Origin of the sequence: Flaviramulus basaltis, from assembly GCF_900114265.1 — a bacterium.
GTDB classification, from domain to species: domain Bacteria; phylum Bacteroidota; class Bacteroidia; order Flavobacteriales; family Flavobacteriaceae; genus Flaviramulus; species Flaviramulus basaltis.
This window is the reverse complement of sequence record NZ_FPKV01000004.1, coordinates 215,190-241,554: the sequence shown is the minus strand read 5'-3', so window position 1 is coordinate 241,554 and position 26,365 is coordinate 215,190. Positions and strand designations below refer to the sequence as shown.

At 32.6% G+C, this 26,365-nt stretch carries 23 protein-coding genes and 1 pseudogene; 15 read left to right on the top strand and 9 right to left on the bottom strand.

The window, feature by feature from the left end; all coding sequences use genetic code 11:
• The first annotated feature begins 1 nt into the window (after position 1).
• The 10 genes from BT151_RS16125 to BT151_RS16080 all read left to right on the top strand — a co-directional run bounded on the left by BT151_RS16125 (position 2) and on the right by BT151_RS16080 (position 13,612).
• Positions 2–1,678 carry an NCS1 family nucleobase:cation symporter-1 gene (locus BT151_RS16125; RefSeq protein WP_072403386.1) on the top strand — a complete coding sequence of 559 codons (1,677 nt, stop codon included), beginning with the start codon at positions 2–4 and terminating at the stop codon, positions 1,676–1,678.
• Positions 1,679–1,682: 4 nt separating this feature from the next.
• On the top strand, positions 1,683–3,068 hold the full coding sequence (gene hydA / locus BT151_RS16120; RefSeq protein ID WP_072403385.1) for a dihydropyrimidinase: 1,386 nt from the start codon (positions 1,683–1,685) through the stop codon (positions 3,066–3,068).
• Positions 3,069–3,162: 94 nt separating this feature from the next.
• Entirely contained in the window at positions 3,163–4,029 is an 867-nt protein-coding gene (locus tag BT151_RS16115; RefSeq protein WP_171946649.1) for a nitrilase-related carbon-nitrogen hydrolase, read from the top strand.
• A 61-nt stretch (positions 4,030–4,090) separates the two neighbouring features.
• Positions 4,091–5,419 carry an NAD(P)-dependent oxidoreductase gene (locus tag BT151_RS16110; RefSeq protein ID WP_072403384.1) on the top strand — a complete coding sequence of 443 codons (1,329 nt, stop codon included), beginning with the start codon at positions 4,091–4,093 and terminating at the stop codon, positions 5,417–5,419.
• A 70-nt stretch (positions 5,420–5,489) separates the two neighbouring features.
• Entirely contained in the window at positions 5,490–6,821 is a 1,332-nt protein-coding gene (preA, locus tag BT151_RS16105; protein WP_072403383.1) for an NAD-dependent dihydropyrimidine dehydrogenase subunit PreA, read from the top strand.
• Between the two features lie 2 nt (positions 6,822–6,823).
• Complete coding sequence (locus BT151_RS16100; RefSeq protein ID WP_072403382.1) at positions 6,824–7,789, top strand: YheT family hydrolase; 966 nt, start codon at positions 6,824–6,826, stop codon at positions 7,787–7,789.
• A gap of 74 nt (positions 7,790–7,863) precedes the next feature.
• Positions 7,864–8,325, top strand: coding sequence for a (2Fe-2S)-binding protein (locus BT151_RS16095; RefSeq protein WP_072403381.1), 462 nt, complete (start codon positions 7,864–7,866; stop codon positions 8,323–8,325).
• A 39-nt stretch (positions 8,326–8,364) separates the two neighbouring features.
• Entirely contained in the window at positions 8,365–10,566 is a 2,202-nt protein-coding gene (locus BT151_RS16090) for a xanthine dehydrogenase family protein molybdopterin-binding subunit (RefSeq protein ID WP_245794891.1), read from the top strand.
• A gap of 29 nt (positions 10,567–10,595) precedes the next feature.
• Positions 10,596–12,893 (top strand): FdhF/YdeP family oxidoreductase, encoded by a 2,298-nt coding sequence (locus BT151_RS16085; protein WP_072403379.1) that lies wholly within the window; start codon positions 10,596–10,598, stop codon positions 12,891–12,893.
• A gap of 269 nt (positions 12,894–13,162) precedes the next feature.
• Positions 13,163–13,612 carry an Hsp20/alpha crystallin family protein gene (locus BT151_RS16080; protein ID WP_072403378.1) on the top strand — a complete coding sequence of 150 codons (450 nt, stop codon included), beginning with the start codon at positions 13,163–13,165 and terminating at the stop codon, positions 13,610–13,612.
• A 62-nt stretch (positions 13,613–13,674) separates the two neighbouring features.
• On the opposite strand, the gene moaA is transcribed toward BT151_RS16080, so the two are convergent.
• From moaA to BT151_RS16035, 9 genes are read right to left on the bottom strand one after another with little or no spacing between them, the layout of a single operon-like run.
• Positions 13,675–14,682: a GTP 3',8-cyclase MoaA gene (gene moaA, locus BT151_RS16075; RefSeq protein ID WP_072403377.1), complete on the bottom strand. Its 1,008-nt coding sequence runs from the start codon at positions 14,680–14,682 to the stop codon at positions 13,675–13,677.
• A complete protein-coding gene (gene moaCB / locus BT151_RS16070) occupies positions 14,682–15,593 on the bottom strand; it encodes a bifunctional molybdenum cofactor biosynthesis protein MoaC/MoaB (RefSeq protein WP_072403376.1) in 912 nt (303 codons plus the stop codon). The genes moaA and moaCB overlap by 1 nt, the downstream gene beginning before the upstream one ends.
• Positions 15,594–15,596: 3 nt before the next feature.
• On the bottom strand, positions 15,597–16,040 hold the full coding sequence (locus tag BT151_RS16065) for a molybdenum cofactor biosynthesis protein MoaE (RefSeq protein ID WP_072403375.1): 444 nt from the start codon (positions 16,038–16,040) through the stop codon (positions 15,597–15,599).
• A complete protein-coding gene (gene moeB, locus BT151_RS16060; RefSeq protein ID WP_143144330.1) occupies positions 16,030–17,127 on the bottom strand; it encodes a molybdopterin-synthase adenylyltransferase MoeB in 1,098 nt (365 codons plus the stop codon). Before moeB ends, BT151_RS16065 begins: the two co-directional genes overlap by 11 nt.
• 5 nt (positions 17,128–17,132) lie before the next feature.
• A complete protein-coding gene (locus BT151_RS16055; protein ID WP_072403373.1) occupies positions 17,133–17,366 on the bottom strand; it encodes a MoaD/ThiS family protein in 234 nt (77 codons plus the stop codon).
• Positions 17,350–17,934, bottom strand: coding sequence for a molybdenum cofactor guanylyltransferase (gene mobA, locus BT151_RS16050; protein ID WP_143144329.1), 585 nt, complete (start codon positions 17,932–17,934; stop codon positions 17,350–17,352). The genes BT151_RS16055 and mobA overlap by 17 nt, the downstream gene beginning before the upstream one ends.
• A 1-nt stretch (position 17,935) precedes the next feature.
• On the bottom strand, positions 17,936–18,676 hold the full coding sequence (locus BT151_RS16045; RefSeq protein WP_072403371.1) for a sulfite exporter TauE/SafE family protein: 741 nt from the start codon (positions 18,674–18,676) through the stop codon (positions 17,936–17,938).
• Positions 18,677–19,015 (bottom strand): winged helix-turn-helix domain-containing protein, encoded by a 339-nt coding sequence (locus BT151_RS16040; RefSeq protein WP_072403370.1) that lies wholly within the window; start codon positions 19,013–19,015, stop codon positions 18,677–18,679.
• A gap of 2 nt (positions 19,016–19,017) precedes the next feature.
• Positions 19,018–20,196: a molybdopterin molybdotransferase MoeA gene (locus tag BT151_RS16035; RefSeq protein ID WP_072403471.1), complete on the bottom strand. Its 1,179-nt coding sequence runs from the start codon at positions 20,194–20,196 to the stop codon at positions 19,018–19,020.
• 179 nt (positions 20,197–20,375) lie between these two features.
• Between BT151_RS16035 and BT151_RS16030 the strand changes: the two genes are divergently transcribed.
• From BT151_RS16030 to BT151_RS16010, 5 genes and pseudogenes are all read left to right on the top strand, one after another.
• On the top strand, positions 20,376–21,083 hold the full coding sequence (locus BT151_RS16030) for a carboxypeptidase-like regulatory domain-containing protein (RefSeq protein WP_171946648.1): 708 nt from the start codon (positions 20,376–20,378) through the stop codon (positions 21,081–21,083).
• Positions 21,084–22,133, top strand: a complete 1,050-nt coding sequence (locus BT151_RS16025; protein WP_072403368.1) for a transglutaminase domain-containing protein — start codon at positions 21,084–21,086, stop codon at positions 22,131–22,133.
• A 103-nt stretch (positions 22,134–22,236) separates the two neighbouring features.
• Positions 22,237–23,079: pseudogene (locus BT151_RS16020) on the top strand (YifB family Mg chelatase-like AAA ATPase); the annotation flags it as partial.
• 67 nt (positions 23,080–23,146) lie between these two features.
• A complete protein-coding gene (locus BT151_RS16015; protein ID WP_072403366.1) occupies positions 23,147–24,808 on the top strand; it encodes a recombinase family protein in 1,662 nt (553 codons plus the stop codon).
• A gap of 95 nt (positions 24,809–24,903) precedes the next feature.
• Positions 24,904–26,316 carry a hypothetical protein gene (locus BT151_RS16010; RefSeq protein WP_072403365.1) on the top strand — a complete coding sequence of 471 codons (1,413 nt, stop codon included), beginning with the start codon at positions 24,904–24,906 and terminating at the stop codon, positions 26,314–26,316.
• The last annotated feature ends 49 nt before the right edge of the window (positions 26,317–26,365 follow it).

Below are 26,365 nucleotides of genomic sequence, written 5' to 3'. Positions count from 1 at the left end.
TATGAGTGATGATATAGTAGAATTAAAAATGGATGTATCTCAATCTTATTTATATAGTGAAGATTTAGCACCAGTACCAGCATCAGAAAGAACTTGGAGTAAATGGCATTTAGCCGCAATTTGGGTAGGAATGGCAGTTTGCATTCCAACCTATCTTTTGGCTTCCTATATGATTAAAACAGGATTAAATTGGCACGAAGCCCTTGTTATTATAGGTTTAGCTAATTTAATTATCACAATACCAATGGTTCTTAATGGGCACGCAGGTGTAAAATATGGAGTTCCATTTCCAGTAATCGGTCGAGCCGCTTTCGGAACAAAAGGTGTGCATATAGCTTCTGTAACCAGAGGTATTATTGCTTGCGGTTGGTTTGGTGTACAAACTTGGATTGGAGGTTTAGCTATTTATGCAATTTTTAATGCTATTACAGGAGCAGAAGGAGAATTAGGATTGTCTATTGGGAAATTTGTTGGCTTCGGAATTTTCTGGATCATCAATATGTATTTTATTTGGAAAGGAACAGAAAGCATTAAATGGCTTGAAACTTATTCAGCACCTATATTAATTTTAATGGGAATAGCCTTGATTGTTTGGGGATATGTGCAAGCAGGAGGTTTTGGTATTGTTTTAAAACAAAGCGATCAATTAGAAAAAACGGCAGCAACCATAACTCAAAATGAAGATGCCTATTTTCTAAACCTTCAATCGTTAAAAGATAAAGAAGGAAATATAAAGGTGAACGAATACAATATAGTTTCAGATGAAACTTCAGGTTGGCAAGCTTTTTCAGAAAACCCTATTACCATAAATTTAATTGAAAACGTTCAGATACAATTCAGAAATTCAAATTCAGAAACACCAATAGTATCAAGTATTGTCACACCAACGATTATAGATTCAACAGCAAAACCTACAAGCAAAATGTGGAGCTATTTATTATGGCTTACAGCTATGGTTGGTTTTTGGGCAACAATGTCCATTAGCATTGCAGATATTACAAGATATGCAGCCACACAAAAAGATCAGGTTTCAGGTCAGTTTATTGGGCTGCCTACCACAATGATGTTGTATTCCTTTGTTGGGATTTTTGTGACATGTGCAGCTGTTATAAACTTTAAGGATGTTTTAATCGCAGAAGATGCACCTTGGGATCCGGTGTCGTTAATTTCAAAATTCGAAAACCCGACGGTTGTGATTATCGCTCAAATATTTATGCTAATAGCAACATTAAGTACCAACATTGCTGCTAATGTGATCGCGCCATCCAACGCATTTTCAAACTTAATGCCTAAGAAAATTAGCTTCAGAATGGGAGGGATAATAACAGGAATAATTGGTATCTTAATAGCCCCTTGGTGGTTGCTGAATGAGATTTCAGGATTTCTTGTTTTTGTAAGCGGTTTGTTAGGACCTGTTTTAGGAATTTTAATTGCTGATTATTATTTGGTTAGAGATAAAAACTTAGATCTAACTGCATTGTATGAAGAAGAAGGTATTTATTCCTATAACAAAACAGGATTTAATAAAGCAGCGATGATAGCCTTATTTGCAGGAGTAATAGTAGCCTTAGTTGGTTATTGGGTACCTGCATTAAGTTTCTTGTATTCACTTTCTTGGTTTACAGGATTTATTATTTCGTTTGTTTTGTATTATTTATTAATGAAAAATCAAAAGTAAAAAGATGTCAATCTTAATAAAAAATGGTCAAATTGTTACAGCTGCGGAAACGTATGTGGCAGATATTTATATTAAAGAAGAACAAATAGTAGCCATAGGAAAGCACTTGAATTATAAAGCTGAAAAAGTTATTGATGCTACAGGAAAATTAGTATTTCCTGGCGGTATTGATCCTCACGTGCATTTAGATATGCCTTTTATGGGAACTTATTCCAGCGACGATTACGAAACAGGAACGCGAGCAGCATTGCACGGCGGAACCACTATGGTAATAGATTTTATTCTTCAAACACAAGGAGATACCTTGCATAATGCCTTGAAAACTTGGCAACAAAAATCTAAAGATAAGGCAATTGGAGATTATTCGTATCATATGGCTGTGACAGATTTTAATGATAAGGTTGCTAAGGAAGTAGTGCAAATAATTGAAGGTGAAGGTATTACATCTTTTAAAACATTTATGGCATATAAAGGCGCCTTGATGATAGATGATGGACAAATGGTACAGCTTATGAAGGTTGTAGAAAAGCACGGAGGACTTGTAACAGTTCACGCTACAAATGGAGATATGATTGACTCATTAATTGCTAAAAATAGAGTAGAAGGCAACTTGTCGCCTTTATATCATTATCTATCGCAACCAGAAGTTACCGAAGCAGAAGCTTCAGGAAGGTTTACTGATATGTTAGAATACACAAATTGTCCAGGTTATATTGTACATATGACGTGCGAAGGTGCTTTAAACGCAGTTAGAAGATCTACTCAGCGCAATCAAAAAGTATTTGTAGAAACGTGTACACAATATCTAATGTTGGATGCCTCTTTATACGAAAAGGATTTTGATGGTGCCAAGTGGGTTATGAGTCCGCCATTGCGCGAAAAGAAAGATCAAGAAGCGTTATGGTCTGGTATTAATCAAGGATTGATTCAAACGGTTGGGACAGATCATTGTCCGTTTATGTGGGAGCAAAAACTAATGGGAAAAGATGATTTTTCTAAAATTCCTAATGGACATCCTGCAATTGAGCATCGTTTGGAGTTTTTATATTCTGAAGGTGTACGTAAAGGAAAAATATCACTAACTAAGTTTGTAGAGATAAGTTCAACAAATTCCGCTAAAATTTTTGGGATGTATCCAAGAAAAGGAACAATCGCAATAGGAAGTGATGCAGATATCGTCATATTCGATCCTAAAAAGGAACACATTATTTCTGCTGAAACACATCATATGAATTGTGATTATTCAGGATATGAAGGATGGGAAGTCACCGGAAAAACAGAAACCGTTATTCTACGTGGTAAAGTAGCCATTGAAAATGAAGAATGCCTTCTTAAAGCAGGAAACGGAAAATTTATACCAAGAGGGAAAACTTCTAAAACTGTAATTTAGAAAAAAAATAACCTTTCGACTGCGATCGAAGGGACAAACAAATAAAATAAGTATCAAGTCGAGCGCAGTCGAGACCTAGTTAAACAAAATAATTATGCCAAGAAAAGTAAAATCAGGATTAATCCAAATGAGTCTTCCAATGACGGAAGGAGAAGGAACTATGAAAGAAATTATGCAATCAATGATTGCTAAGCATATTCCATATATTGAGGAAGCAGGTAAGCAGGGCGTTCAAATACTCTGTTTACAAGAAATTTTTAGTACACCTTATTTTTGCCCAGGTCAAGATAGCAAATGGTACGAAACAGCAGAATCAGTTCCAGGGCCAACCACAGATTTGATGGCTACTTATGCTAAAAAGTATAATATGGTTATCATAGTTCCAATTTACGAAAAGGAACAAGCTGGAGTTTTGTATAACACAGCAGCAGTGATTGATGCAGATGGAACGTATTTAGGTAAATATCGTAAAAATCATATCCCCCATACCAATGGGTTTTGGGAGAAATTTTTCTTTAAACCAGGTAATTTAGGATATCCAGTTTTTCAAACAAAATATGCAAAGATTGGTGTTTATATCTGTTATGATAGACATTTCCCTGATGGCGCAAGAGTACTAGGATTAAATGGAGCCGAGATTGTTTATAATCCATCAGCAACTGTTGCAGGATTAAGCGAATACTTATGGAAGTTAGAGCAACCAGCACACGCGGCAGCAAATGGGTATTTTATGGGCTGCATCAATCGTGTGGGAGAAGAAAAACCTTGGGATTTAGGTAAGTTCTACGGTCAATCTTATTTTGTAGATCCCAGAGGACAAATATTTGCAGAAGCATCTCGTGATGATGATGAATTATTAGTAGCTGAATTTGATTTAGATCTAATTGATGAGGTACGTTCAACTTGGCAATTTTATAGAGATAGAAGACCAGAAACTTATGGTAAAATAACGGAGCTTTAATCTTAAATCATTAATTATGAGTTTTTAAAAATTCATAATTTAAAACTCATAATTCTCAAGTATGGCAGAATATAAAAGACCCACAAGCGAAGCAGAATTCAAAAAGAATTTCAAGCAAAAGAAGCCTTTAATGAATAGTACAGAGGCTTTTTACGAAAGTTCTCGTTGTCTTTTTTGTTACGACGCACCTTGTGTTCAAGCTTGTCCGACAAGTATAGATATACCTTTGTTTATCAAACAAATACACACCGATAACTTAACGGGATCTTCAAAGACTATTTTCGATTCAAATTGGTTAGGAAATGCGTGTGGGGTAGTATGTCCAACAGGTGTTTTATGTGAAGGAGCTTGTGTGTATAATCATCAAGATGTGCCACCAATTCAAATAGGCAGATTGCAAAATTATGCCACTAATTATTCTATAGATAACAATAAAAAGCTATTTAAACCAGGATTAGATAATGGTAAGAAAATAGCAATTGTTGGTTCTGGACCAGCTGGGATTTCTGCAGCTTGCGAACTAAGAACTCTAGGCTATGAAGTTGATATATATGAAGCTAAAGAAAAACCTTCAGGATTAACTGTTTATGGAATTGCTCCATATAAAATTACCAATGAAGAAGTTTTAAAGGAAATAGACTATTTAAAAAACCAGTTAGGTTTCAATATTATTTATAATACACCAATCGATACAACTGAGGAAATAAACCAATTAGAATCTAAATATGATGCAATTTTCTTGGGTGTAGGATTAGGAAAGACTGCAACTTTAAGATTGAAAGGAGAAGATAAATTAGGTGTGATTGGAGCAGTAGAATTCATTGAAGATCTTCGTAATAAGCGTCATAAATTGAGTATGCCAAAAAACGTAGTTGTCATAGGTGGTGGAAATACGGCAATGGATGCAGCATCAGAATGTGCACGAATGGGAGCTAGAAAAACGGTATTAGCCTATAGAAGATCCCGAGAAAGTATGGGAGCTTATGATTTTGAATACGATTTAGCAATTAGTGCAGGAGTGGATAGTTTATTTAATGCTATACCTGTAGAAATTATTGGAAATGTTAAAGTCGAAGGCGTGAAATTTGCCAAAACTGAAGTTATAGACGGAAAGCTAGTAACAATAACTAATAATGAATTTATTGTTAAATGCGATATGGTTATAAAAGCAACTGGTCAAGCTAAACAAGGGATGTTTTACGATTTAATTTCTGGTTTGGACTTGGATAGCAAAACTAGAATTGTTGTGGATAAAGATACTTTTCAGACAACAAACCCGAAGTATTTTGCTGGTGGAGATGCAATAAATGGAGGTGCGGAAGTGGTAAATGCAGCTTATGATGGTAAAATGGCAGCACGAGGTATCAATCAATGGCTGAATAAAGAGTAAGATTTAAGAATTAAGGTTGAATTTTATTGCAATTATCCAATAAAAAACAACTAAAAACAAAAAACAATACATGGTTGATTTATCAGTAAATTTTGCGGGAATCAAGGCTCCAAATCCTTTTTGGTTGGCTTCTGCACCACCAACAAATTCAGGTTATCAAATAATGAAAGCTTTCGAAGCTGGTTGGGGAGGCGCAGTTTGGAAAACACTTGGAGTTCCAGTTGTAAATGTATCCAGCCGTTACGGATCTGTAAATTACAGAAATACCAGAATGATGGGTTTCAATAATATTGAATTGATTACAGATCGTCCATTGGCAGACAATCTTCGTGAAATTGAAGAAGTAAAGAAATACTTTCCAGATCACGCGGTAATTGCATCATTAATGGTACAAAGTAAGGCAGAATGGCATCAAATAATTAAAGATGTAGAAAATGCAGGCGCTGATGGTATAGAGCTTAATTTTGGTTGTCCTCACGGAATGTGCGAACGCGGTATGGGTTCTGCAGTTGGTCAAGAACCAGCAGTTTTAAAAACCATTGTAGAGTGGGTAATGGAAGCAGCAAATATTCCAGTGATAACAAAGCTAACGCCTAATGTTTCAGAGATTATAGATCCAGGATTGGCTGCTTATCAAGGAGGATCTGATGCGGTTTCATTGATAAACACCATTAAAAGTATTGTAGGTATCGATTTAGATACATTTGCACCTTATCCTGTTGTTGACGGAAAAGGAACCAATGGAGGTTATTGTGGTCCTGCTGTTAAGCCAATCGCAATGAATATGATTAAGGATTTGGCACAACATCCAGAAATTAGCAAGATTCCTATTTCAGGAATTGGGGGTGTAGAAACTTGGCGTGATGTCGTGGAGTTTATTCTTTTGGGTGCTACTTCCGTGCAAGTATGTACTGCAGTTATGCATTATGGATTTGGAATTGTCCGTGAAATGGAAGCAGGTTTACGTCAATTTATGGAAGAAAGAAACTACCATACAATTTATGACTTTGCTGGAAAAGCTTTGCCAAATGTAACCGAATGGAAACATTTAAACTTGAAACATAAAGTTATTGCCGAAATAAACGAAGATAAATGTATTGGTTGTGAATTGTGCTACATTGCTTGCGATGATGGCGCACATCAAGCCATTTCGTTATCAGGAGAACCAGGAAATCGAATCCCAAGTATTATTGAAGCAAATTGTGTAGGCTGCAACTTATGTTCATTGGTTTGCCCTGTAGAAAATTGTATCACAATGGTTAAAACAGATGATGGGACAGAACACTTAACGTGGAACGAACGCACACTTAACGATGATGTTCCAGTAACATTTGATGATGATAGAGCAGGAGGAAAGCACCATTTTGTGCCAAAACCGACTGATGCTTTAAAGTATAAATAATAATGCCAATAGTCTCCTCATCTTACAAACCACCTTTTTGTTTTAAAAACGGATTTATTTCTACCGTCTATTCAGGTTTGTTAAGGCGTGTTTCTTTAAAACAAGAAAGAGAGCGTATTTTACTTAGTGATGGCGATTTTTTAGATTTAGATTGGAGTTATGCTAAAGAAAAAACAAGCAAACTCATTATTTTACTTCATGGTTTAGAAGGTAATGCGCAACGTCCTTATATGACAGGTACTGCGAAGCTTTTTAATGAAAATAATATTGATGCCATAAGTGTAAATTTTAGAGGCTGCAGTGATGAAACCAATTCATATTATTATAGTTATCATTCTGGTTTTACAGAAGATTTAGAAACCATTATTCAACATGCTATTTCAACAAAAAAATATTCAGAAATCTATTTAAAAGGCGTTAGTTTAGGAGGGAATGTTGTACTTAAATATTTAGGTGAAAGAGATGAATTGCATGCGGAAATTAAAGCAGCTGTTGCAGTTTCTGTACCTTGTGATTTACATGGCTCTTGCAAAGAACTTCATAAAATAAAGAACAAGCCGTTTCATGATCGATTTTTAAAAGATTTAGTTAATCATTTAAAAATAAAACAGAACCTTTTTTCAAAGGAATTGAGTTTAGAAGAATTAAATTCTATAAAAACATTATTAGATTTTGATAATGTTTACACCTCAAAGACACATGGCTTTAAAGATGCTTTAGATTATTATGAGAAGTCAAGCTGTTTACAATATCTTTCCAATATTAAAATACCTACTTTGGTTATTAACGCATTAAACGATTCGTTTTTATCAGCAGAATGTTACCCCATAAAAGAAGCTAAAAACAATCAAAATCTTCATTTGGAAATGCCTCAATATGGTGGACATGTAGGCTTTATAGATAGAAATAATATTTACTATAATGAAAAACGTGCCTTAGAGTTTACTAAAACTATGTTAAAACGTTAATAAAAGCATAAAATGGATTTTATTTTTTTGTATTTTTAATAGCAATTCAATAATAACCAATTTCACATAACGTTATGCCAACATTTAATTTAAAAATTAATAATGAAACTCATACTGTTGAGGCAGATATGGATACACCCTTATTATGGGTTTTAAGAGACCAAATAGATTTAGTAGGTACTAAATTTGGGTGTGGTATAGGGCAATGTGGTGCTTGTACTGTTCATGTAGATGGTAATGCAATGCGAAGTTGTTTATTGCAAGTATCGCAGGCAGAAGGTATGAATATCACAACTATTGAAGGACTTTCAGAAGATGGAACACATCCTGTTCAAGAAGCTTGGAAAGAAATTGATGTACCACAATGCGGTTATTGTCAATCCGGACAAATTATGACGGCGTCAGCTTTCTTAAGTAAAAATCCAAATCCTAGCGATTCACAAATTAGAAATGCTATGCACGGAAACATTTGCAGATGTGCCTCTTACAATAGTATTGAGGAAGCTGTAAAAGTAGCAGCAGATAAATTAAGTTAATCAACCTATAAATAAAAAACAATGACACCTTCAAAAACAATGACATTTAGCAGAAGATCGTTTTTAAAATCATCAGCTTTAGCAAGTGGCGGGATATTAATAGGTTTTAACTTATTTAATGCTTGTAAACCAGACGCCAAAGTACCTGTAGATATAAGTCAGTTAAATTTTAACGACTTCAATGCCTTTATTAAAATTTCTGATGAAGGTAAAGTAACCATATTTTCTCCAAACCCAGAAATTGGGCAAGGGGTAAAAACTTCAATGCCAATGCTTATTGCCGAAGAACTGGATGTAGCTTGGGATGATGTTTATGTAGAGCAAGGTGTTCTAGATACTAATAATTACACACGTCAAGTTGCTGGTGGAAGCCAATCTATAAGGTTTAGTTGGGAACCATTAAGGCAAACAGGAGCAACAGCAAAACAGATGCTTGTTAATGCAGCAGCAGCTAAATGGGGTGTTGATGCTTCAGAATGTACTGCTAAATTAGGAGTTATTACAAATGCAAATGGTGATACTTTAGGGTATGGTGATGTGGTGAAAGATGCTGCCGGAATGGAAGTTCCTGAAAATGTATCTCTTAAAGATCCAAAAGATTTTACAATAATTGGTAAAGCAACAGGAAATGTTGATATAGATAAAATTATAACAGGAAAACCATTATTCGGTTTAGATTATAAAGAAGAAGGAATGGTTTATGCTTCGGTATTAAGACCTCCAGCTTTCGGACAAGTTCTAGATACTTTTGATGCATCAGCAGCAAAAGCATTACCTGGTGTTATAGATGTTATCGTAATTGGTGAAAAAGCTAGAAAATTTTTAGATAAAGGATTTATAAGCTGGACATCTGTTATAAGTGGTACAGATAAAGTTGTGGTTGTTGCAAAAACAACTTGGGATGCTATTAAAGGCAAAAAAGCCATTAAAGCGACTTGGAAAAATGATACTCCACTTGAAAGTACAGAGAATCACGATAAAATATTATTCGATTTGTTAGATGGAGATAAGTTTGATACTCAACGATCTGATGGTGATGTGAAAAAAGCGTTCGCTCAAGCAGATAAAGTTATAGAACGTACATATGAAGCACCGTTTTTGCCTCATAACTGTATGGAACCTATGAATTTCTTTGCTAATGTAACTCCAGAAAAAGTACATTTAGTTGGACCTATACAAACACCTGAAGAAACAGCAAAAGTTGCAGCTGCATTATTGGATAGAGAACTAGAAGATATTGAAGTTGAAATGACTAGAATGGGTGGTGGTTTTGGTAGACGTTTGTACTGTGATTTTGTGATTGAAGCGGCTGAAATTTCTAATGCTATAAATAAACCAGTTAAAATGATTTCTACTAGAGAAGATGATATGGGAACTGGTGTTTATCGTCCGTCAACAAAATACAGAATTGCAGCGTCCATAAAAGATGGAAAGCTAACAGGTTATCATTTAAAAGAAGCTTGTGTTAATGGAAACATGTATGGTTTAATTCCAAATTTCTTTCCTGCAGCAGCTGTAGAAAACTATAAAGTAGATACAACAAATTATAAAAGTAACATTACTACTGGAGCATGGAGAGCACCCTATACCAACTTTTTAGCAAGTGCAGAACAAACCTTTTTTGATGAATTAGCAGAAGAAATGGGTGTAGACCGAATCCAATTGCATTTAGATTTATTAGAAAATGTAAAGAACAATCCAGATCCAAAAATAGAATATAGTCCAGAAAGATTACAAGGAGTTATTAAATTAGCTGTCGAAAAATCGAATTGGGGCAAAAGTGAAGCTGGCGTTTATCAAGGTTTTTCAGTTTATTATTGCCATAATTCTCATGTTGCAGAGGTAGCAGATATTGTTATGGATAATGGTACACCTACCGTTAAAAAAGTGACCTGTGTTGTAGATTGCGGAATTGTAGTCAACCCAATGGGCGCTCTAAATCAAGTGAAAGGCGGCGTTATTGATGGTATTGGCCATACGATGTATTCCGATTTTGGTTTTAATAATGGTATACCACTATCTAAAAACTTTGATACTTATCAACTTATTAGAATGGGACAAACACCAAAAGTAGATGTTCATTTTATAGAAAATGAATTAGCGCCAACAGGTTTAGGTGAGCCAACTTTACCGCCAGTAGGAGCAGCAGTAGCTAATGCAATTTATAAAGCAACCGGTAAAAGACTAACAAAACAACCTTATATGAGTAATATGAATGTTGGAGAAAAAGTTATTGGCTAACCATAATTTTTTAAAGCATTCATAACTTAATGAGTAAATCCCCAGAAGAAAAAGCAAAAACATCTGAGAAGTTTTTAAGCCTAAAAATTACTACACCATCAAAAAATAGTGTAGGTTTTGGTGCTATTAAATCATCACTTAGTCAAGCGGCTAAGTATATGAATCCTGCAGATGCATTAAAGTTATCGCTTAAAATAAATCAAAAAGGAGGTTTTGATTGCCCAGGTTGTGCATGGCCAGATCCAGATGATGAGCGTTCGCCTATTGGGGAATATTGCGAAAATGGTATAAAAGCTATTGCCGAAGAAGCTCAGAATAAAACTATTAATCGAGAATTTTTTGCTAAACATTCAGTAGATGAACTATCTGCCATGTCGGATTTCGAAATAGGTAAATCAGGTCGTTTAGCAGAACCTATGTTTTTAGCTGATGGCGCATCACATTATCAACCTATTTCTTGGAATGATGCCTTTGAAAAAGTAGGTAAGCATTTAAATGCACTCAATAATCCTGATGAAGCTGTATTTTATACCTCCGGACGAACTACAAATGAAGCTGCATTTTTATATCAATTATTTGTTCGAGAATATGGTACTTCCAATTTGCCAGATTGTTCAAATATGTGTCATGAAGCCAGTGGTAGTGCTTTGTCTGAAACCTTAGGTATAGGAAAAGGTTCTGTGACTTTGGATGATTTGTATAAAGCAGATTTGGTTATGGTTGTTGGGCAAAATCCAGCTACCAACCATCCTAGAATGCTGTCAGCTTTAGAGAAATGTAAAAAAAACGGTGGTAAAATTATAGCTGTGAATCCGCTTCCTGAAGCAGGTTTAATGAAGTTTGTAGATCCTCAAAGCCCAATAAAAATGTTAATGGGTGGTACAAAACTTTCAGATGTTTTTGTGCCAGTAACTATTAATGGTGATGTTGCTTTTTTTAAGGCTATACTTCTTAAATTATTACAAAAGGAAGAGGCTACAAACGATGTGTTTGATAAAACTTTTATTGAAGAATTTACCGATGGATATGATGTATTTATTTCAGATTTAAAAACTTATAATTTTGATGAATGTCTTCAAGCTTCTGGAGTTTCTAAGAATGTTTTTGATGATGCTTTCGATTTAATATTAAATAACGATAAAATTATTATATGTTGGGCCATGGGCTTAACGCAACACCAAAATGCGGTTGATAATATTAGAGAAGTTGTGAATCTCTTACTATTAAAAGGAAGTATTGGTAAAGAAGGTGCAGGAACTTGTCCTGTACGTGGTCATTCCAATGTTCAAGGTGATAGAACGGTTGGTATTTGGGAATCGGCTCCTCAAGCTTTTTTAGATAAAATTGAATCTAAGTACGGTTTTAAACCTTCTGTAAAACATGGTTATTCGGTAATTGATGCGGTTAAGGCAATGTATGAAAAGAAAGCTAAGGTGTTTTTTGGTTTGGGTGGTAATTTTATTTCGGCTGTTCCAGATACAAATTATTCTGCAGAAGCATTAGCCAATTGTAATTTAACGGTTCATGTGAGCACAAAACTAAACCGTTCGCATTTAGTAACAGGAAAAGAGGCTTTAATTTTTCCTTGTTTAGGACGTACGGAAAAAGATTATCAAAAAACAGGAGTTCAAACCCAAAGTGTAGAAAACTCAATGGGAATAGTGTCATCGACTAAAGGGATTTTAGAACCTTGTTCTGAAGATTTATTAAGCGAAGTTGCCGTAGTTTGCGGTGTTGCTCATGCTACTTTAAAAGAGCGTTCTAAAATAAATTGGCTTCAATATCAAGATGATTATAATTTAGTTCGAGATGATATTGCTGAGGTAGTTGAAGGTTTTAATGACTTTAATACGCGATTAAAAAATCCATCAGGGTTTTATTTGCCAAATGGCGCTAGAGAGCGAAAATTTAATACCAAAACAGGAAAAGCTAATTTCTCAATTAATAAATTACCTCATTGGAAATTGAAAGATGAAGAATTAATTATGATGACAATTCGCAGTCACGACCAATTTAATACAACCATTTACGGTTTAGATGATAGATATAGAGGTGTTTATAATGAACGACGCGTTATTTTCATGAATAGAGAAGATATGAAAGTAAGAGGTTTAATAGAAAAACAAGTTGTTAATTTAAAATCGGTTTATAGTGGTATTGTTAGAGAAGCTCATAGCTTTAAAGTAGTTGGTTACGATATCCCTAAAAACTGTTGTGCTACTTATTTCCCCGAAACGAATGTATTAGTGCCTTTAGATAGTTTTGCGCATACAGCTAAAACTCCTGCTTCAAAAAGTGTTGCTATTACGGTTGAAGCTGCTTATTAATTCAAAAAGCATTTGTTTCAATTTAAAACATTTAATTAGTTTTAATTAAATTTCAGAATAAAGCTTTCTATTAGCGTTAGTTTAAGTGGTTTTTAACAATCGTGTTAAATTTTTATTAAGCTATGTTAAAGTGTTATTATGGAGTTGTTTAATTTGAAACATCATCGTATCTTTAGAAAACTACTAGCCCGCCAATCACACTTTAAGTGTTTTATATTTTTTTCTTAGATAGAATTATTCAACTAAACGTTTAATAAATCATAAAAGTCATGGCACCAAGTAAAACCCAAAACATCCAGTTAAGAAGGACTTCCAGAAATTTGGAAAGTAATTATTTTAATAAAAATATTTCTAAACTTAAAATAGATAAGACTAGAGATGAATCTGATGTAAAAATTAAAGAAACTGAATCTAGCTTTCATTATGAATTAAAATTACCAGGTTATGTGAAAGAAGATTTTAATTTTTACATAAATAAGAATGATAATCTAGTTGTTACCACAGAAAAAATAAATAAGAAAGTAGCTCTCGAAGATGAGGTTACAAATACTAAACATTCTTATTGTTATGCTTCAGCATATTTTAAAAGAAATTTTAAATTACCTAAAAATGTGGTTAGAGATGAAATTTCTGTTGATTATAAAGATGAAATTTTAAGTTTCGATTTGTTTAAAACTAACAATAAAGTTCTGAAAATACCTAATGAACGTTTTTTATAATGTTCTCGATAAAACTCGACAATTGATAATAATAACTAAGCAAATATCATCAAAGAAGATAATTACCCTCCAATAGTAATCATACTCCTGTTGTTGTTATGTAATTTAGGTTCTTGAAGTTTTTCTATGGTATTCATACCGCCACGAACTTTAAGTTTGGCTAGAACTGCTTTTTTAATAATAGGTTCTATAGGTTTTCCTTGGCGAAGTGTGGTTAATAAATCAGATTCTGTTGCAGAAAACAAACAGTTTTTTAATTGTCCGTTTGCAGTTAAACGCAATCTATTACAAGAATCACAAAACGGATTAGTTACTGAGCTAATAATAGCAAAACTACCTTTGTATCCTTTTATTTTATAGTTTTTTGATGTGTCGTTTGGCGCATCTTGTAAACGTTCAATCTGCTCTTCGGTAAAAGAAGCATTAACATAATCCATCACTTCTGCATAAGATACCATTTTACTCATATCCCATTTGTTGCCATCAAAAGGCATAAATTCTATAAACCTAACCGAAATAGGTAAATCTTTAGTGAAATTAATAAAATCGATGATTTCATTATCATTAAAATCCTTCATTAAAACCGCATTTAATTTCACTTTAAAACCTTCTTTTACAAGTAATAAAATGTTGTTGTAAACTTTTTCAAACTGATCGCGACGTGTAATATGTTTAAACTTTTCTCTGTCTAATGAATCTAAACTCACATTGATACTTTTTACACCATTTGTTTTTAAAACTTCAATAAACCTATCAATAATAATCGCATTTGAAGTGATTGATAACTCAACTGGAAGTGTTGCTAATTTCTCTAAAATAATAGGTATATCTTTTCTAATTAATGGTTCGCCACCAGTTAATCTTATTTTGGTAACACCATGTTTTACAAAGGTTTTGGCTATATCGTAAATCTCTTCATATGTCATTAAATGACTTTTAGGTGATAATTGCACACCTTCTTCTGGCATACAATACGAACAACGTAAATTACAGCGTTCAATTAATGAAATACGTAAATAGGCATGGTCTCTGCCAAAACTGTCTTGTAATATGTTTTTATCTTTTTTCATTAATCGTGTCTTGCACCTTTTAAAATTCTGAAAATATGTAAAACCGATGGAAAAATTGCATCCATAGATTCTTTTGCACCATTAGTAGAGCCTGGTAAAGCTAAAACAAGTGTGTTTTTTATAGTTCCCGCAACACTTCTAGACAACATAGAAAATGGGGTTCTGTCTTGTCCGTAATTACGAATGGCTTCTTCAATACCAGGAATTCTTCTATCTAGTAACGGAATTAAAGCTTCTGGAGTGACATCGCGTCCTGATAATCCTGTACCTCCTGTGTAGATGATTAAATCCACATCCTGTTCTTGATATGTTTTTGCTTTTTGTTGAATGATATCTTTTTCATCTGGAATGATGATGTAATCTGCAATCTTCACATCACAAGATTCTAGCTTTTCAATGATTGCTTTTCCAGCTTTATCTTCTTTTTTTCCTGCCGAAATAGTATCTGAACACACAATAACTGCAGCGGTTAAATCTTTTCTAAAGCGATCTCTAAAATCGGATTTCCCGCCTTTTTTATTTAATAATTTTATGTGATAAATCTCAATACCTTTGTCGATAGGTTTTAGCATGTCGTACATATTTAAAGCGACTACACTTGCACCATGCATGGCTTCAACTTCTACACCTGTTTTGTAAATGGTTTTAACAGTAAATAAAACAGTGATTTCTAAATCGTTTATTTCATATTCCACACTAGTAAATTCAATAGGCAAAGGATGGCAATCTGGTAAAATGTCTGGTGTGCGTTTTACACCTAATAAACCAGCAGCTTTACTCATAGCAAATACATTGCCTTTTGGAACGGTGTCATTTTGAATAGCTAAAATGGTTTCGGGTTTACTAACCTTAACAATAGCTTGAGCTACTGCGGTTCTCAACGTGGTACTTTTATGTGTGATATCTACCATTTTCTAACTGTTTACTTTCCATTGATGGGTTTCGTCTTCAAAAATCTCTTTTCCAAAAACAGGAGCTTTTGCTTTTATTTCCTCAACTATATATTCTAAAGCTTTAAAAACAACTTTTCGTCTAGGTGATGATACAAAAACAAATAAGCATATTTCTCCAGCTTTTACAGTGCCTAAACTATGATAAATGTGCATGCAAGTGAGTTCAAATTTTTCAAAAGCAGCTTCTCTAATTTCATCAAATTTAGTATTTGCCATATCTTCGTAAGCTGTATATTCAATAGCTGCAACTGTTTTTTCGTCAATAACATCTGCGCGTACTTGACCTAAAAAAATATTGTGAGCACCAATACTCGTTTTGGTTTGATGTTTTGCTATAGATTCTCCAATAAATTCTGAGGAAATAGCGCCTTGTTTAAATACGTTTTTTGGTTTTTTATTTGTCATTATAGACTGTTTTATAATGTTCTTTAATATAATTTTTTATTTCTGAAGCACCTTCTTTAATACTGAAACAGTTATTTATATTTAGGTTTTTTAATACAGAAACTGCTTTTTTACTTCGTATTCCAGATTGGCAGAAGAGTGCCACATTTTTTGATTTTTTGATCTTATTTATGTTACTTTCTAATTCATTTAAAGGAATATAAGTCACTTGTAAATCATCTATTTTTGGTTGTTCATGAACTTCGCGAACATCAATAAATTGAATGTTTTTATTTGATAAAACTGCTTTAATTGAAACTTCAATAACTTCAATGTCACAACTGGTATTAAGTTGTTTTTCATGAAAGTTGTCTTTATCTTTTAAAACTGAATTAATAGTATCTTGAGATTTACTTATTTTTAAGATTGAAGTATCATTAGTAAGCGCATTATAGCAAAGTAATTTTCCTGAAAGTGCATTGCCAATACCTAAAATAATTTTTAATACTTCGTTGGCTTGCATACTACCAATAATTCCTGGTAAGACTCCTAAAACACCAATTTCGGAACAGTTTGGAACAGCATCTTTTTGAGGAGGATGAGGAAATAAACAACGGTAATTTGGTCCGTTTTGATAATTAAAAACAGAAACTTGACCTTCAAACTTATAAATAGCTCCAAATACTAAAGGTTTGTTGGTAATTATAGAGGCATCGTTTACTAAATAGCGAGTTTCAAAATTATCGGAACCATCAACAATAATATCGTATTCATTAAAAAGTTGTATGGCATTTTGGTGTGTTAGTTTTTCCGCGTAAGCGATAATGGAAATACTATCGTTTAAATCTTCTAAACGCTTTTTTGCTGCAATGGCTTTATTTTGACCTAAAGAAGATGTTCCGAATAAGACTTGACGCTGTAGATTGGATTTTTCAACCACATCAAAATCAATAATACCAATAGAGCCAATACCAGCAGCGGTAAGGTATTGTAGAACAGGGCAGCCTAAACCACCAGCGCCAATAACTAGCACTTTAGATTTGGAAATTTTATCTTGACCTTCTTGTCCAATCTCTGATAATATGATATGTCTACTGTATCTACTCATAATAATTATCCTCCTGCAAACGGTGGTAATAACGCAATTTCTTGCCCTGTTAATTTTGTATTTTCGTCAACCAATTCTTGATTTTGTGCTACTTGAAAATCTTTAGTTTTTAAGGTGTTATATTTTCTGTAAAGCGTATCTAAAAGCTCAGAAACCTGAGTTCCTTCAAAATCTAAATACTCTTCTTCTAAATGTGTTATTTCGGTTAATTGCCCAAAATATTTAATAGTTATAAGCATTTTTAAGTTCTTTTAATTCTTCTTTTGTGTTAACGTTTGTAGTTAAAAAATCAAACTTATTATCGAGTGTAATGGTTTTAACTTTGCACTGGCTTACGGCATATTGTAAGCGCTTTTCTCCTTTTTGTAATAGCTCGTAAAAAATATGCTCACAAGAATTTTTGTATAGAGCTATAAGTGGCATAGTTTTACCATTGCTTTCAATTTGTATGACTTCAGATGTGTTATCAATTCCATCTATTAATTTTTTTAAAACGTTTGAATTAATCAAAGGAATATCGCAACTTAAAACTAGATTATATGCTGTTTCAGATTGGATTAAACCCGAATATATACCAGCTATTGGACCACTATTTTCAAAAACATCATTTATGCGCTTAGCCCCAAACTGATTATAATCTTCATTATTTGAAACAATAATAATTTTAGAAACCAAAGGGTTTAAAGCATCAATGCTGTGTTGAATAAACGTTTTTCCATTCAACATTAAAAAGCCTTTGTCGGTTCCCATTCTTGAGCTTTTACCTCCAGCTAAAATGATACCTGTTATGTCTTTTTTGTCAATCATTTTAAGTGAAAAATAATTTAAAGCATGCAATTACTAATACAAACGCTAGGATGTATCTTAAATTTTGATTGTTTATTTTTTTACTACCATAATAACCTCCTAGAAACGCTCCAATTAAAGCGATTGAAACTAATAGAAAGGATTCTTTTTCAAGTGTTACGCCGCTACTTAATTGCCCAATAAGCCCTGATGCAGAATTCACCCAAATAAAAAGGGCAGAAACAGCTGCTGCTTCTTTCATTTTACCCCAATGAAACAATAAAATTAACGGGGTTAGTATAATACCGCCACCAATACCTATGAGTCCAGAAAAGAAACCAATAATGCCTCCAACTAAAAGGCCTTGCCAAAGTTTAACTTCTTTAATTGTATCGCTTTCCTTTCCAAAAACATTCAGCATTTTTAAAATTGCAAATACTAAAAGTATCGCTAAGATTTTTTTATAAATAGAGGCGTCAATTTCAATAGTTCCTCCTATAAATGCCATTGGAATAGATGCCAAAGCAAATAATAAAAAGAGTTTTTTATTAAAAAAACCACCTTTATAATAGTAATAAAATGAAATTCCTGCCACAAATAAATTTAGTAATAGGGCAGTAGGTTTCATGGTTTCTGGTGCAAATGAAAACAATGCCATTAACGCCAAATAACCGCTAGCACCACCATGACCTACACTAGAGTAAAAAAAGGATACAATAGGTAAGATTAGTAAAAAGAGATATATGTGTTCGTTCTGTAGCATTTATATTTCTTCTATTTTTTCTAATTGTTTATCTAAAAAAGCCCAACAGTTTTTATTTATATCATCAAAAGCTTTTATTAAGGATTTTCCATAATCTGTTAGTTCTGTGCCGCCGCCGCCTTTTCCGCCAGTACTATTTATTGTTACCGGCTTTTTAGCCGATTTGTTAACAGAGTCTATTAGATGCCATGCTTTTTTGTATGATATTTTAAGAGATTTAGCGGCCTTTGATAGAGAGCCTGTTTCCTCAATCGCTTTTAATAAATGCACTCTACCTTCACCTAAAAGGACATTCTTTTCAGATTCTATCCATATTCTACTTTTAATTTTATAACTCATAATTAAACAGGTAATAGTATGGTTTCAACAGTGTCTTTTACTTTAATATTGGTTTGTTCTTCTGGCATGTAAACTAAAGCATTTGAAAGTGCAAAAGTTTGCTGCATTGCAGAGCTTTGTCCTTCTAAAATTTCTACTGTTCCGTTATTATAAATGGCTTTTAAAAATTGAGGTCTATCGCCATATTTTTTGAAATTTGAAAGTGATTTAGCTTGTACACGAGGTAATTCGTCATTATTAAGATCCATCATTTTTTGAAGCGCTATAAAAACATAAACATAAAAGCAAGTTAATGCAGCAGCAGGATTTCCTGGTAATGCAAAAACATTCGTGCTGTCTTTTTTTCCGAAGAAAAGCGGCTTGCCGGGTTTTTGTTTTACTTTATAAAACACTTCTTCAACTTGTAACTCATTTAAAGCTTTACCAACAAAATCGTAATCTCCAACAGAAATTCCGCCAGTTATAATCACCAAATCATTTTCAGAAATTACTGACTTGAGTTTGCTTAACGTTTTATTATAATCATCTTCAACTTTATGACTTGTAACATCGTAAAACTTTAAGCTATAAAGCGCGCTTAAAAGCATTTTAGAATTGCTTTCGTATATTTTTCCGTAAGTTAAATCTTGTCCAGATTCAATTAACTCATTTCCAGTAGTAACCAAGGCTATTTCTGGTTTTTTGAAAACCGAAACTTTTGTAATACCTAATGACATTAAATACCCAATGGCAGCAGGAGTGAGTTTGGTGTGTTTCTTTAAAGCAATGTCGTTTTTTTTAACTTGCTCTCCAATAGGACGAATATTATAACCTTCGGTTAAATGCTCTTCTATAGTTATTTCATCATCTTCTTTTTTAACTTTTTCCTGCATCATAACTGCATTTGCAGTATTTGGAACAGGTGCTCCTGTGAAAATTCTAACCGCTTCACCTTTTTTTAAAATTGGCTCATGCTCGTCACCAGCTTTAACTTCTCCAATAAGATTATAAGTAAGACTATCATGCAAATTTAAGGCGTAACCATCCATTGCAGATTGTCTAAAAGGCGGCATATTTATGGGGGATTCAACATCTTTAAATAAAAAATAACCACCTGCTTTCTGAACGGGTTTTATAGTCTCTTTTAAAAGAGGTTTAGAGGTGTTTTTAACAAGTTTTATGGCGTCGTCTATAGATATCATTTTCATTAACGTTATATCTTTTCAAATATAACGATTACATTTTTAGATAACTAATTTTTTATTGTAATTACTAGCCTAAATAAGAAGTGCATTTTACTCATCAAAAGTGACTGTTTACTAAGTCTATATAGTTTATGTTTTATGTTGTTTATAGTTTAGTAGGACAAAAAATAGATATTATGAAACAATTTAATCTTACAATCAGCAAACCGTGCTCAGAAAAATTCAATCAATTTAAAACAACAGAATCTGGCGCATTTTGTAACTCTTGTAAAAAAGAAGTTATTGACTTTAGAAATATGAGTGATGAAAAATTAATGGAATACTTTAAAAACAGGCAAAGAAACACTTGTGGATATTTTAAAATATCTCAAATAAAAGAGTATTCTCATGCTACCGAACTCAAAAAAACAGCAAAATTCAAATATTTAAGAATTATTGGGTTTGCGTTTTTCTCTGCAATTTCACTTCATAATTTACAAGCTCAAGAGAATGAACCCAAAACCGAAGTTGTTGAGACGACTAAGAAGGAGAAAAAAGATCAAGTTAAAAAAGAGGTGAATCAAGAAGGGTTGTTAACAGGTGTTGTTTCAGATGAAACGGGTCCGCTTCCTGGCGCGAATATTTTATTAAAGGGAACTATGATTGGAACAGCTACAAATTTTGATGGCGAATTTGAATTTCCAAAAGTATTAAAGGAGGGCGATATTTTAGTGTTTAGTTTTCTTGGTTTTGAAACACAAACGGTAGTAATTGAAAAGAATCAAAAGGTTTTAAATATAAATATGAGTGGTGACGATTCACTTGTTTTAATGGGGAAAGTAGCTGTTAACGAGGTTTATAAGTCTAAACGGACATTGTGGCAAAAAATTAAAGGTATCTTTTAAATGAAACAGTTTTTAATTACTCTTTTTCTGTTCTCATGTATTATTGTTTATGGGCAGCAATTGGATTTTAAGCATATTAACTTTAAAAAAGCAGATAGTATAGCCAGTGCATTAGAAAACCATAGCTTAAACAATTTGCCTTTGTTAGCTTATAAGCTTACCAATAATCTAAATACTCAAATAGAAAAGTTTAGAGCTATTCATACTTGGGTTTGTTTAAACATAGAGAGCGACCACAGTTTTGGCGAGAAAACAATAAGAAAACGTAAAAAGTTTAAAAACGATAGTATCGCATTTTCTAATTGGAACAGTCAAGTTCAAGCTAAGGTATTCGAAAGATTATTAAAGGATAGAAAAACAATTTGCTCTGGATATGCGTATCTATTGAAAGAACTTACTACTTTGATTGATATACCTTGCGAAATAGTTGACGGATATAGTAGAACTGTAACGTCTAATGTTAATAAAATTGATGTCCCCAATCATTCATGGAATGCGGTAAAATTGAATGATAAATGGTATCTCGTTGATGCTACTTTAGCTAGCGGTTATTTTTACATTAACTTAAATAAATTCATAAAGAATTATAATGATGGCTATTTTTTAGCAGAACCAGAACTGTTTTCTAAAAATCATTATCCACTTGATAAAAAATGGCTGTTGTTAGAAAAGCAACCAACCATTGATCAATTTGTTGAAGCGCCATTAGTTTATGGAGAAACATATAAATATGAAGTTATTCCTGTAGCACCTATAAAGCTAATAACTAAAGTTTCTGTTGATGAAGAAGTTCTTTTCAGCTTCAAAATTTCTGATAAAAATAAAATTGATAAAACAAACATTGTGTTTAGTAGTGGTTTAAGATCTGATAAGATTGAAGCTTCTTCGTTTGATAACAAAAAAGGATTATTAAACTATAAGTATCATTTTACTAAAAAAGGACAATATGATGTACATCTTAAAATAGATGAAGACATTGTTGTGTCTTATACAATTGAAGTTGAAAAAGGTAAAAGTATGCATAATCCTTTATATGTTATAGCTAACTAAGCGAAGCAATTTTATAAGTTATAATTAATAACAAAGAGATTGCTTTGTGCCTTGCAATGACATTCCAATTACTTTTCTTACATTTAAGCAGTAAAGAAAAAATATGCTTAAAAAAGTTTTTGGAAGCGCCGTTTTTGGTGTGGAAGCAACAACTATAACGGTTGAAGTGAATGTAGATTCGGGTATTGGTTATCATTTGGTGGGATTGCCCGATAATGCTATAAAAGAAAGTAATTACCGTATTGCGGCTGCACTTCAAAATAACGGTTATAAAATCCCTGGAAAAAAGATTACGATTAATATGGCACCTGCCGATTTACGAAAGGAGGGAAGTGCTTACGATTTAACTTTAGCTATAGGTGTTCTTGCGGCGTCAAAACAAATTGAAGCTGAAGATTTGGAGCGTTATTTGATTATGGGCGAACTCTCTTTAGATGGTAGTTTACAACCCATAAAAGGCGCATTGCCAATTGCTGTAAAAGCTAGAGAAGAAGGTTTTAAAGGCTTTATTTTACCTCAGCAAAATGCCAAAGAAGCCGCTATTGTTGATGGTTTAGAGGTTTATGGTATAGATAACATTAAACAGGTTATTAATTATTTTGACAAAGGTGAACCTTTAGAGCAAACTATTATAAATACCCGAGAAGAGTTTGAAAAAAATTTAGACTTTCCAGAGTTTGATTTTTCCGATGTAAAAGGACAAGAAGGAATTAAACGCTGTATGGAAATTGCAGCAGCTGGAGGACATAATATTATTTTAATTGGTCCACCAGGCGCAGGTAAAACCATGCTAGCCAAACGGCTACCTAGTATTTTACCACCAATGACTTTGCATGAAGCTTTGGAGACTACAAAAATACATTCTGTGGTTGGTCGCGTAAAAGATACAGGACTTATGGCGCAAAGACCTTTTAGGAGTCCGCATCATACTATTAGCGATGTTGCACACTATAATGTGTACAAATATATTTAACTTTCCTATATTTACCAAATAAAAAATAAATCTTTTATTCATGTTAGGCATTTATTGTAGAATCTCAAAAGAAAAAGAGGAAGGTAAAGACCGCTCTATTGAAGACCAAAGAAAACTTGGTATTGAAAAAGCAAATGAGTTAAAATTACAATATAAAGTCTATATAGATGAAGGTTATTCAGGTACATTAGAAAATATTAATGATAGACCACAATTTTCTCAATTAATTGATGACATTCAAGATGGAATCATTACAACTGTATATTCTTACGACCAGTCAAGAATCGAAAGGAATGTTGAGGTTAGATTTGTAATTAAAAGAATACTCAAGGAAAATAATATTAAATTATATACTGATAATGGGTATGTCGATTTAGAGGATGACCAAAGTGAGATGTTGGGTGATATTGTGTCAATAATGAACCAATATTATGTAAGACTGACAACTAGAAAAGTAAAATCAATATTACATCGAAATGCGAAAGAAGGAAAGGCACATTCAAGTATATATCCATATGGTTATAAAAAAGATGAAAATGGTTTTTTAGTGATAGATGAAGAAGAGGCTAAAATTGTAAAAAGAATATATGATGATAGCTTAAAAGGTATAGGAACTAATAAAATTGCAGAGAACCTATCAAACGAAGGTATTTTAACTAGATACAATAAGATAGGTAAAGGGGTTATAAATACTAAAAACAAGTATACAGGGAAAGTTACCACTACCAAAAAAACCGATATTACTTGGTCGGGTAATAGTGTTAGGGGTATTTTAAAAAACACCATTTATAAAGGAGTTAGGAAGTTTGGTGGGAAAACATATCAATGCCCTATTTTAATCGAACCCTCTTATTGGATAAAAGTGAATGAAAACTTAAAGAATAATAGAAATAATTCAGGTAAAAAGGTAGAGCATAAATACCTTTTAAAAGGTATTTTGGAGTGTGGAATTTGTGGAAGAAATATGTATGGTAGGACTAGAGCAAGCAAAAAAGACCACTATTATTTATGTAGTTCTAAAAGAGATAAAAAACTTAATTGCGGTAATAGGTCGGTTAACATAGATTTTATTGAAAAATATATTTGGGAGATTGTCTTAGGTGATGCTTACGTAAAAGATGAGTTAGAAAAAGAGAACAAAAAAGAAGACAAAGTAGACGAACTGTATAAAATGAAGGGGCTTTTACATTCTGAAATTGCAAATATAGAGGCAAATATTAAAAATGTAAATAGGTTAGTTATTGAAGAATTTTTAAGCATTCAGGAAGGAATAAAAAGTAAAAGCAGTTACCAAAGTAAATTAGATGAATCTACCATAAGATTGAAAAACATAATTGATGATTTGGATTATGAAAAAGAAGCCATCAAACTAAGACAAACATTTGGTATCGATATGGATAAGATTAGGATAGATACACCATACAATAAACGGAAAGACTTGATTTTTAAATATATTAAAAGAGCTTATATTAGGTACGATGACAACATAAAGCACTATTTTCTAACAGTTAAATTCAAAACTAAAACTGGTGAACAGAATTATGCTTTTTCAAGTAATAGAAACAGGATGAGAAAATTTGTAGAGACTGGTGAATATGAAGAAACTTCGGAGGAAAGAGAAGCAATCATCGATAATTTTTATTTAGTAGATGATGATTCAGTTGAAACTATTAATATAAGGTCAAAAAAAATAGAAAATTGAGTTAATATTATCGACATATCTAATGCATCCAAAGTAACGTTAAGTACAATTTTTCAATAACCAACATAAAGAGTTAAAATCAACTCAAAAGCACAATGAAGAAGCCCTATGCTGTTATTAATTTTACCAAATTAGAATTTGAAAAAATTGAGAATACTCCTCCAGATTTTTTAGATTCAAATTATCTTAAATATTTGGTACATCATGTACTTAAAAATTTAGCCTTTCATATAGAGCAAGCAAAGAGAGAAGATGAGAAAGAAATGGAAGACATTACAACTATATACATACCTCTATATTCACAAGCTCGAATTAATGAAAGAATTCATGCAAAGCATAAAAATTTCTTGTGTGGAAACTATATAGACCACAAAAAAACAAGAACGACTATTCAAAAAAGGAGTATTCTTTACCAAGGGGAATATGTTGCATGGGACAATCAAAATAAAGGAAAACCATTTAGCTATCGACCATCGGATATTTACAAAAACAAGCCTATATGTGTAGATTATATTGATGACATTAAACTATCAAAAAAAATTAGAGAACTTGAAGTCAAAATTCACCCAGTAGTTTATAGTGGTAAATACAAGTTTTTGAAGAAGTATTTCGTTTTTGAACCCAGAAAACCAAACCTGTTAGAAATCAATTTAGAAAATGCAATTGAACTATGTCAAACCAGACGTAAATTACATAACAATTATGGAAAATACCTTAATGAGGCTAGTCAAATAGTAGACATATACAATGGGCTATTCAGAATATATTACAATAAGAACACAGATGGAAGATTGCATACCAATTTAACAAGACTGCCTAGAGTATATAGAAAACATTTAAAATACAACAATAAGACATTAGTTGAAGTTGACCTCTCTAATTCAATAGTGTTCTTCTTAGCCGTATTATTAAGAAGGTCTCTACCATTAAACATAGTAACTAAATATCCTATACTACTAATGATTTACAAATATCTTGAAAGCATTGATATTATTGAGATTCAAGAGTTTGAAAAGCTGTCAATTTCAGGTGAAATATATGATTTTTTTATACCTGCTTTTAGGGAGAATTATAAACCAAATATAATAGCGAAACTCTACAAGAAAATCAGTGATGAACCCTATGAAGATAGAGATGAGCAGATACGGAAGCTTGTTAAAAAAAGATTGTTAGCTATGTTATTTTCAGAAACTAAAGATTATACAATTGAGCAAAAAATATTTAGTAATAAGTTTCCTGAAATACTAGAAAATTTAAATAACTACAAAAATGAAAACGGCTATAACAAGTTATCTCATGCACTGTTCCAATTAGAGGCTTTTTGTATGATTGATAAAGCAGGGGGTAAGTTTAACAAGGCTTATTCTAAAGTAGCACCTTTATTTACACTTCATGACTGTTTAATAACAACTTTAGGTTATGAAAAAGACTTAAAAGAAACAATGGAAAAAGCATTTATTGAAACTTTAGGCGTAACTCCAAATATGAAAATAAAAGTTTGGGAATAGCATTAATGGACAATTACTTATGTTTCTGAATAATTCAGTCCTTCTTTAT

Bases quoted from the DNA above. Each gene is read 5' to 3' on its own strand.
- BT151_RS16040 (WP_072403370.1), bottom strand. From the start codon at position 19,015: ATGAGTTATAAAATTAAAAGTAGAATATGGATAGAATCTGAAAAGAAT.
- hydA (WP_072403385.1), top strand. From the start codon at position 1,683: ATGTCAATCTTAATAAAAAATGGTCAAATTGTTACAGCTGCGGAAACG.
- BT151_RS16055 (WP_072403373.1), bottom strand. From the start codon at position 17,366: ATGCTTATAACTATTAAATATTTTGGGCAATTAACCGAAATAACACAT.
- BT151_RS16090 (WP_245794891.1), top strand. From the start codon at position 8,365: ATGACATTTAGCAGAAGATCGTTTTTAAAATCATCAGCTTTAGCAAGT.
- moeB (WP_143144330.1), bottom strand. From the start codon at position 17,127: ATGAGTAGATACAGTAGACATATCATATTATCAGAGATTGGACAAGAA.
- moaA (WP_072403377.1), bottom strand. From the start codon at position 14,682: ATGAAAAAAGATAAAAACATATTACAAGACAGTTTTGGCAGAGACCAT.
- BT151_RS16125 (WP_072403386.1), top strand. From the start codon at position 2: ATGAGTGATGATATAGTAGAATTAAAAATGGATGTATCTCAATCTTAT.
- BT151_RS16035 (WP_072403471.1), bottom strand. From the start codon at position 20,196: ATGATATCTATAGACGACGCCATAAAACTTGTTAAAAACACCTCTAAA.
- BT151_RS16085 (WP_072403379.1), top strand. From the start codon at position 10,596: ATGAGTAAATCCCCAGAAGAAAAAGCAAAAACATCTGAGAAGTTTTTA.
- BT151_RS16080 (WP_072403378.1), top strand. From the start codon at position 13,163: ATGGCACCAAGTAAAACCCAAAACATCCAGTTAAGAAGGACTTCCAGA.
- BT151_RS16065 (WP_072403375.1), bottom strand. From the start codon at position 16,040: ATGACAAATAAAAAACCAAAAAACGTATTTAAACAAGGCGCTATTTCC.
- BT151_RS16045 (WP_072403371.1), bottom strand. From the start codon at position 18,676: ATGCTACAGAACGAACACATATATCTCTTTTTACTAATCTTACCTATT.
- BT151_RS16110 (WP_072403384.1), top strand. From the start codon at position 4,091: ATGGCAGAATATAAAAGACCCACAAGCGAAGCAGAATTCAAAAAGAAT.
- BT151_RS16095 (WP_072403381.1), top strand. From the start codon at position 7,864: ATGCCAACATTTAATTTAAAAATTAATAATGAAACTCATACTGTTGAG.
- moaCB (WP_072403376.1), bottom strand. From the start codon at position 15,593: ATGGTAGATATCACACATAAAAGTACCACGTTGAGAACCGCAGTAGCT.
- BT151_RS16015 (WP_072403366.1), top strand. From the start codon at position 23,147: ATGTTAGGCATTTATTGTAGAATCTCAAAAGAAAAAGAGGAAGGTAAA.
- BT151_RS16030 (WP_171946648.1), top strand. From the start codon at position 20,376: ATGAAACAATTTAATCTTACAATCAGCAAACCGTGCTCAGAAAAATTC.
- preA (WP_072403383.1), top strand. From the start codon at position 5,490: ATGGTTGATTTATCAGTAAATTTTGCGGGAATCAAGGCTCCAAATCCT.
- BT151_RS16100 (WP_072403382.1), top strand. From the start codon at position 6,824: ATGCCAATAGTCTCCTCATCTTACAAACCACCTTTTTGTTTTAAAAAC.
- BT151_RS16010 (WP_072403365.1), top strand. From the start codon at position 24,904: ATGAAGAAGCCCTATGCTGTTATTAATTTTACCAAATTAGAATTTGAA.
- BT151_RS16115 (WP_171946649.1), top strand. From the start codon at position 3,163: ATGCCAAGAAAAGTAAAATCAGGATTAATCCAAATGAGTCTTCCAATG.
- mobA (WP_143144329.1), bottom strand. From the start codon at position 17,934: ATGATTGACAAAAAAGACATAACAGGTATCATTTTAGCTGGAGGTAAA.
- BT151_RS16025 (WP_072403368.1), top strand. From the start codon at position 21,084: ATGAAACAGTTTTTAATTACTCTTTTTCTGTTCTCATGTATTATTGTT.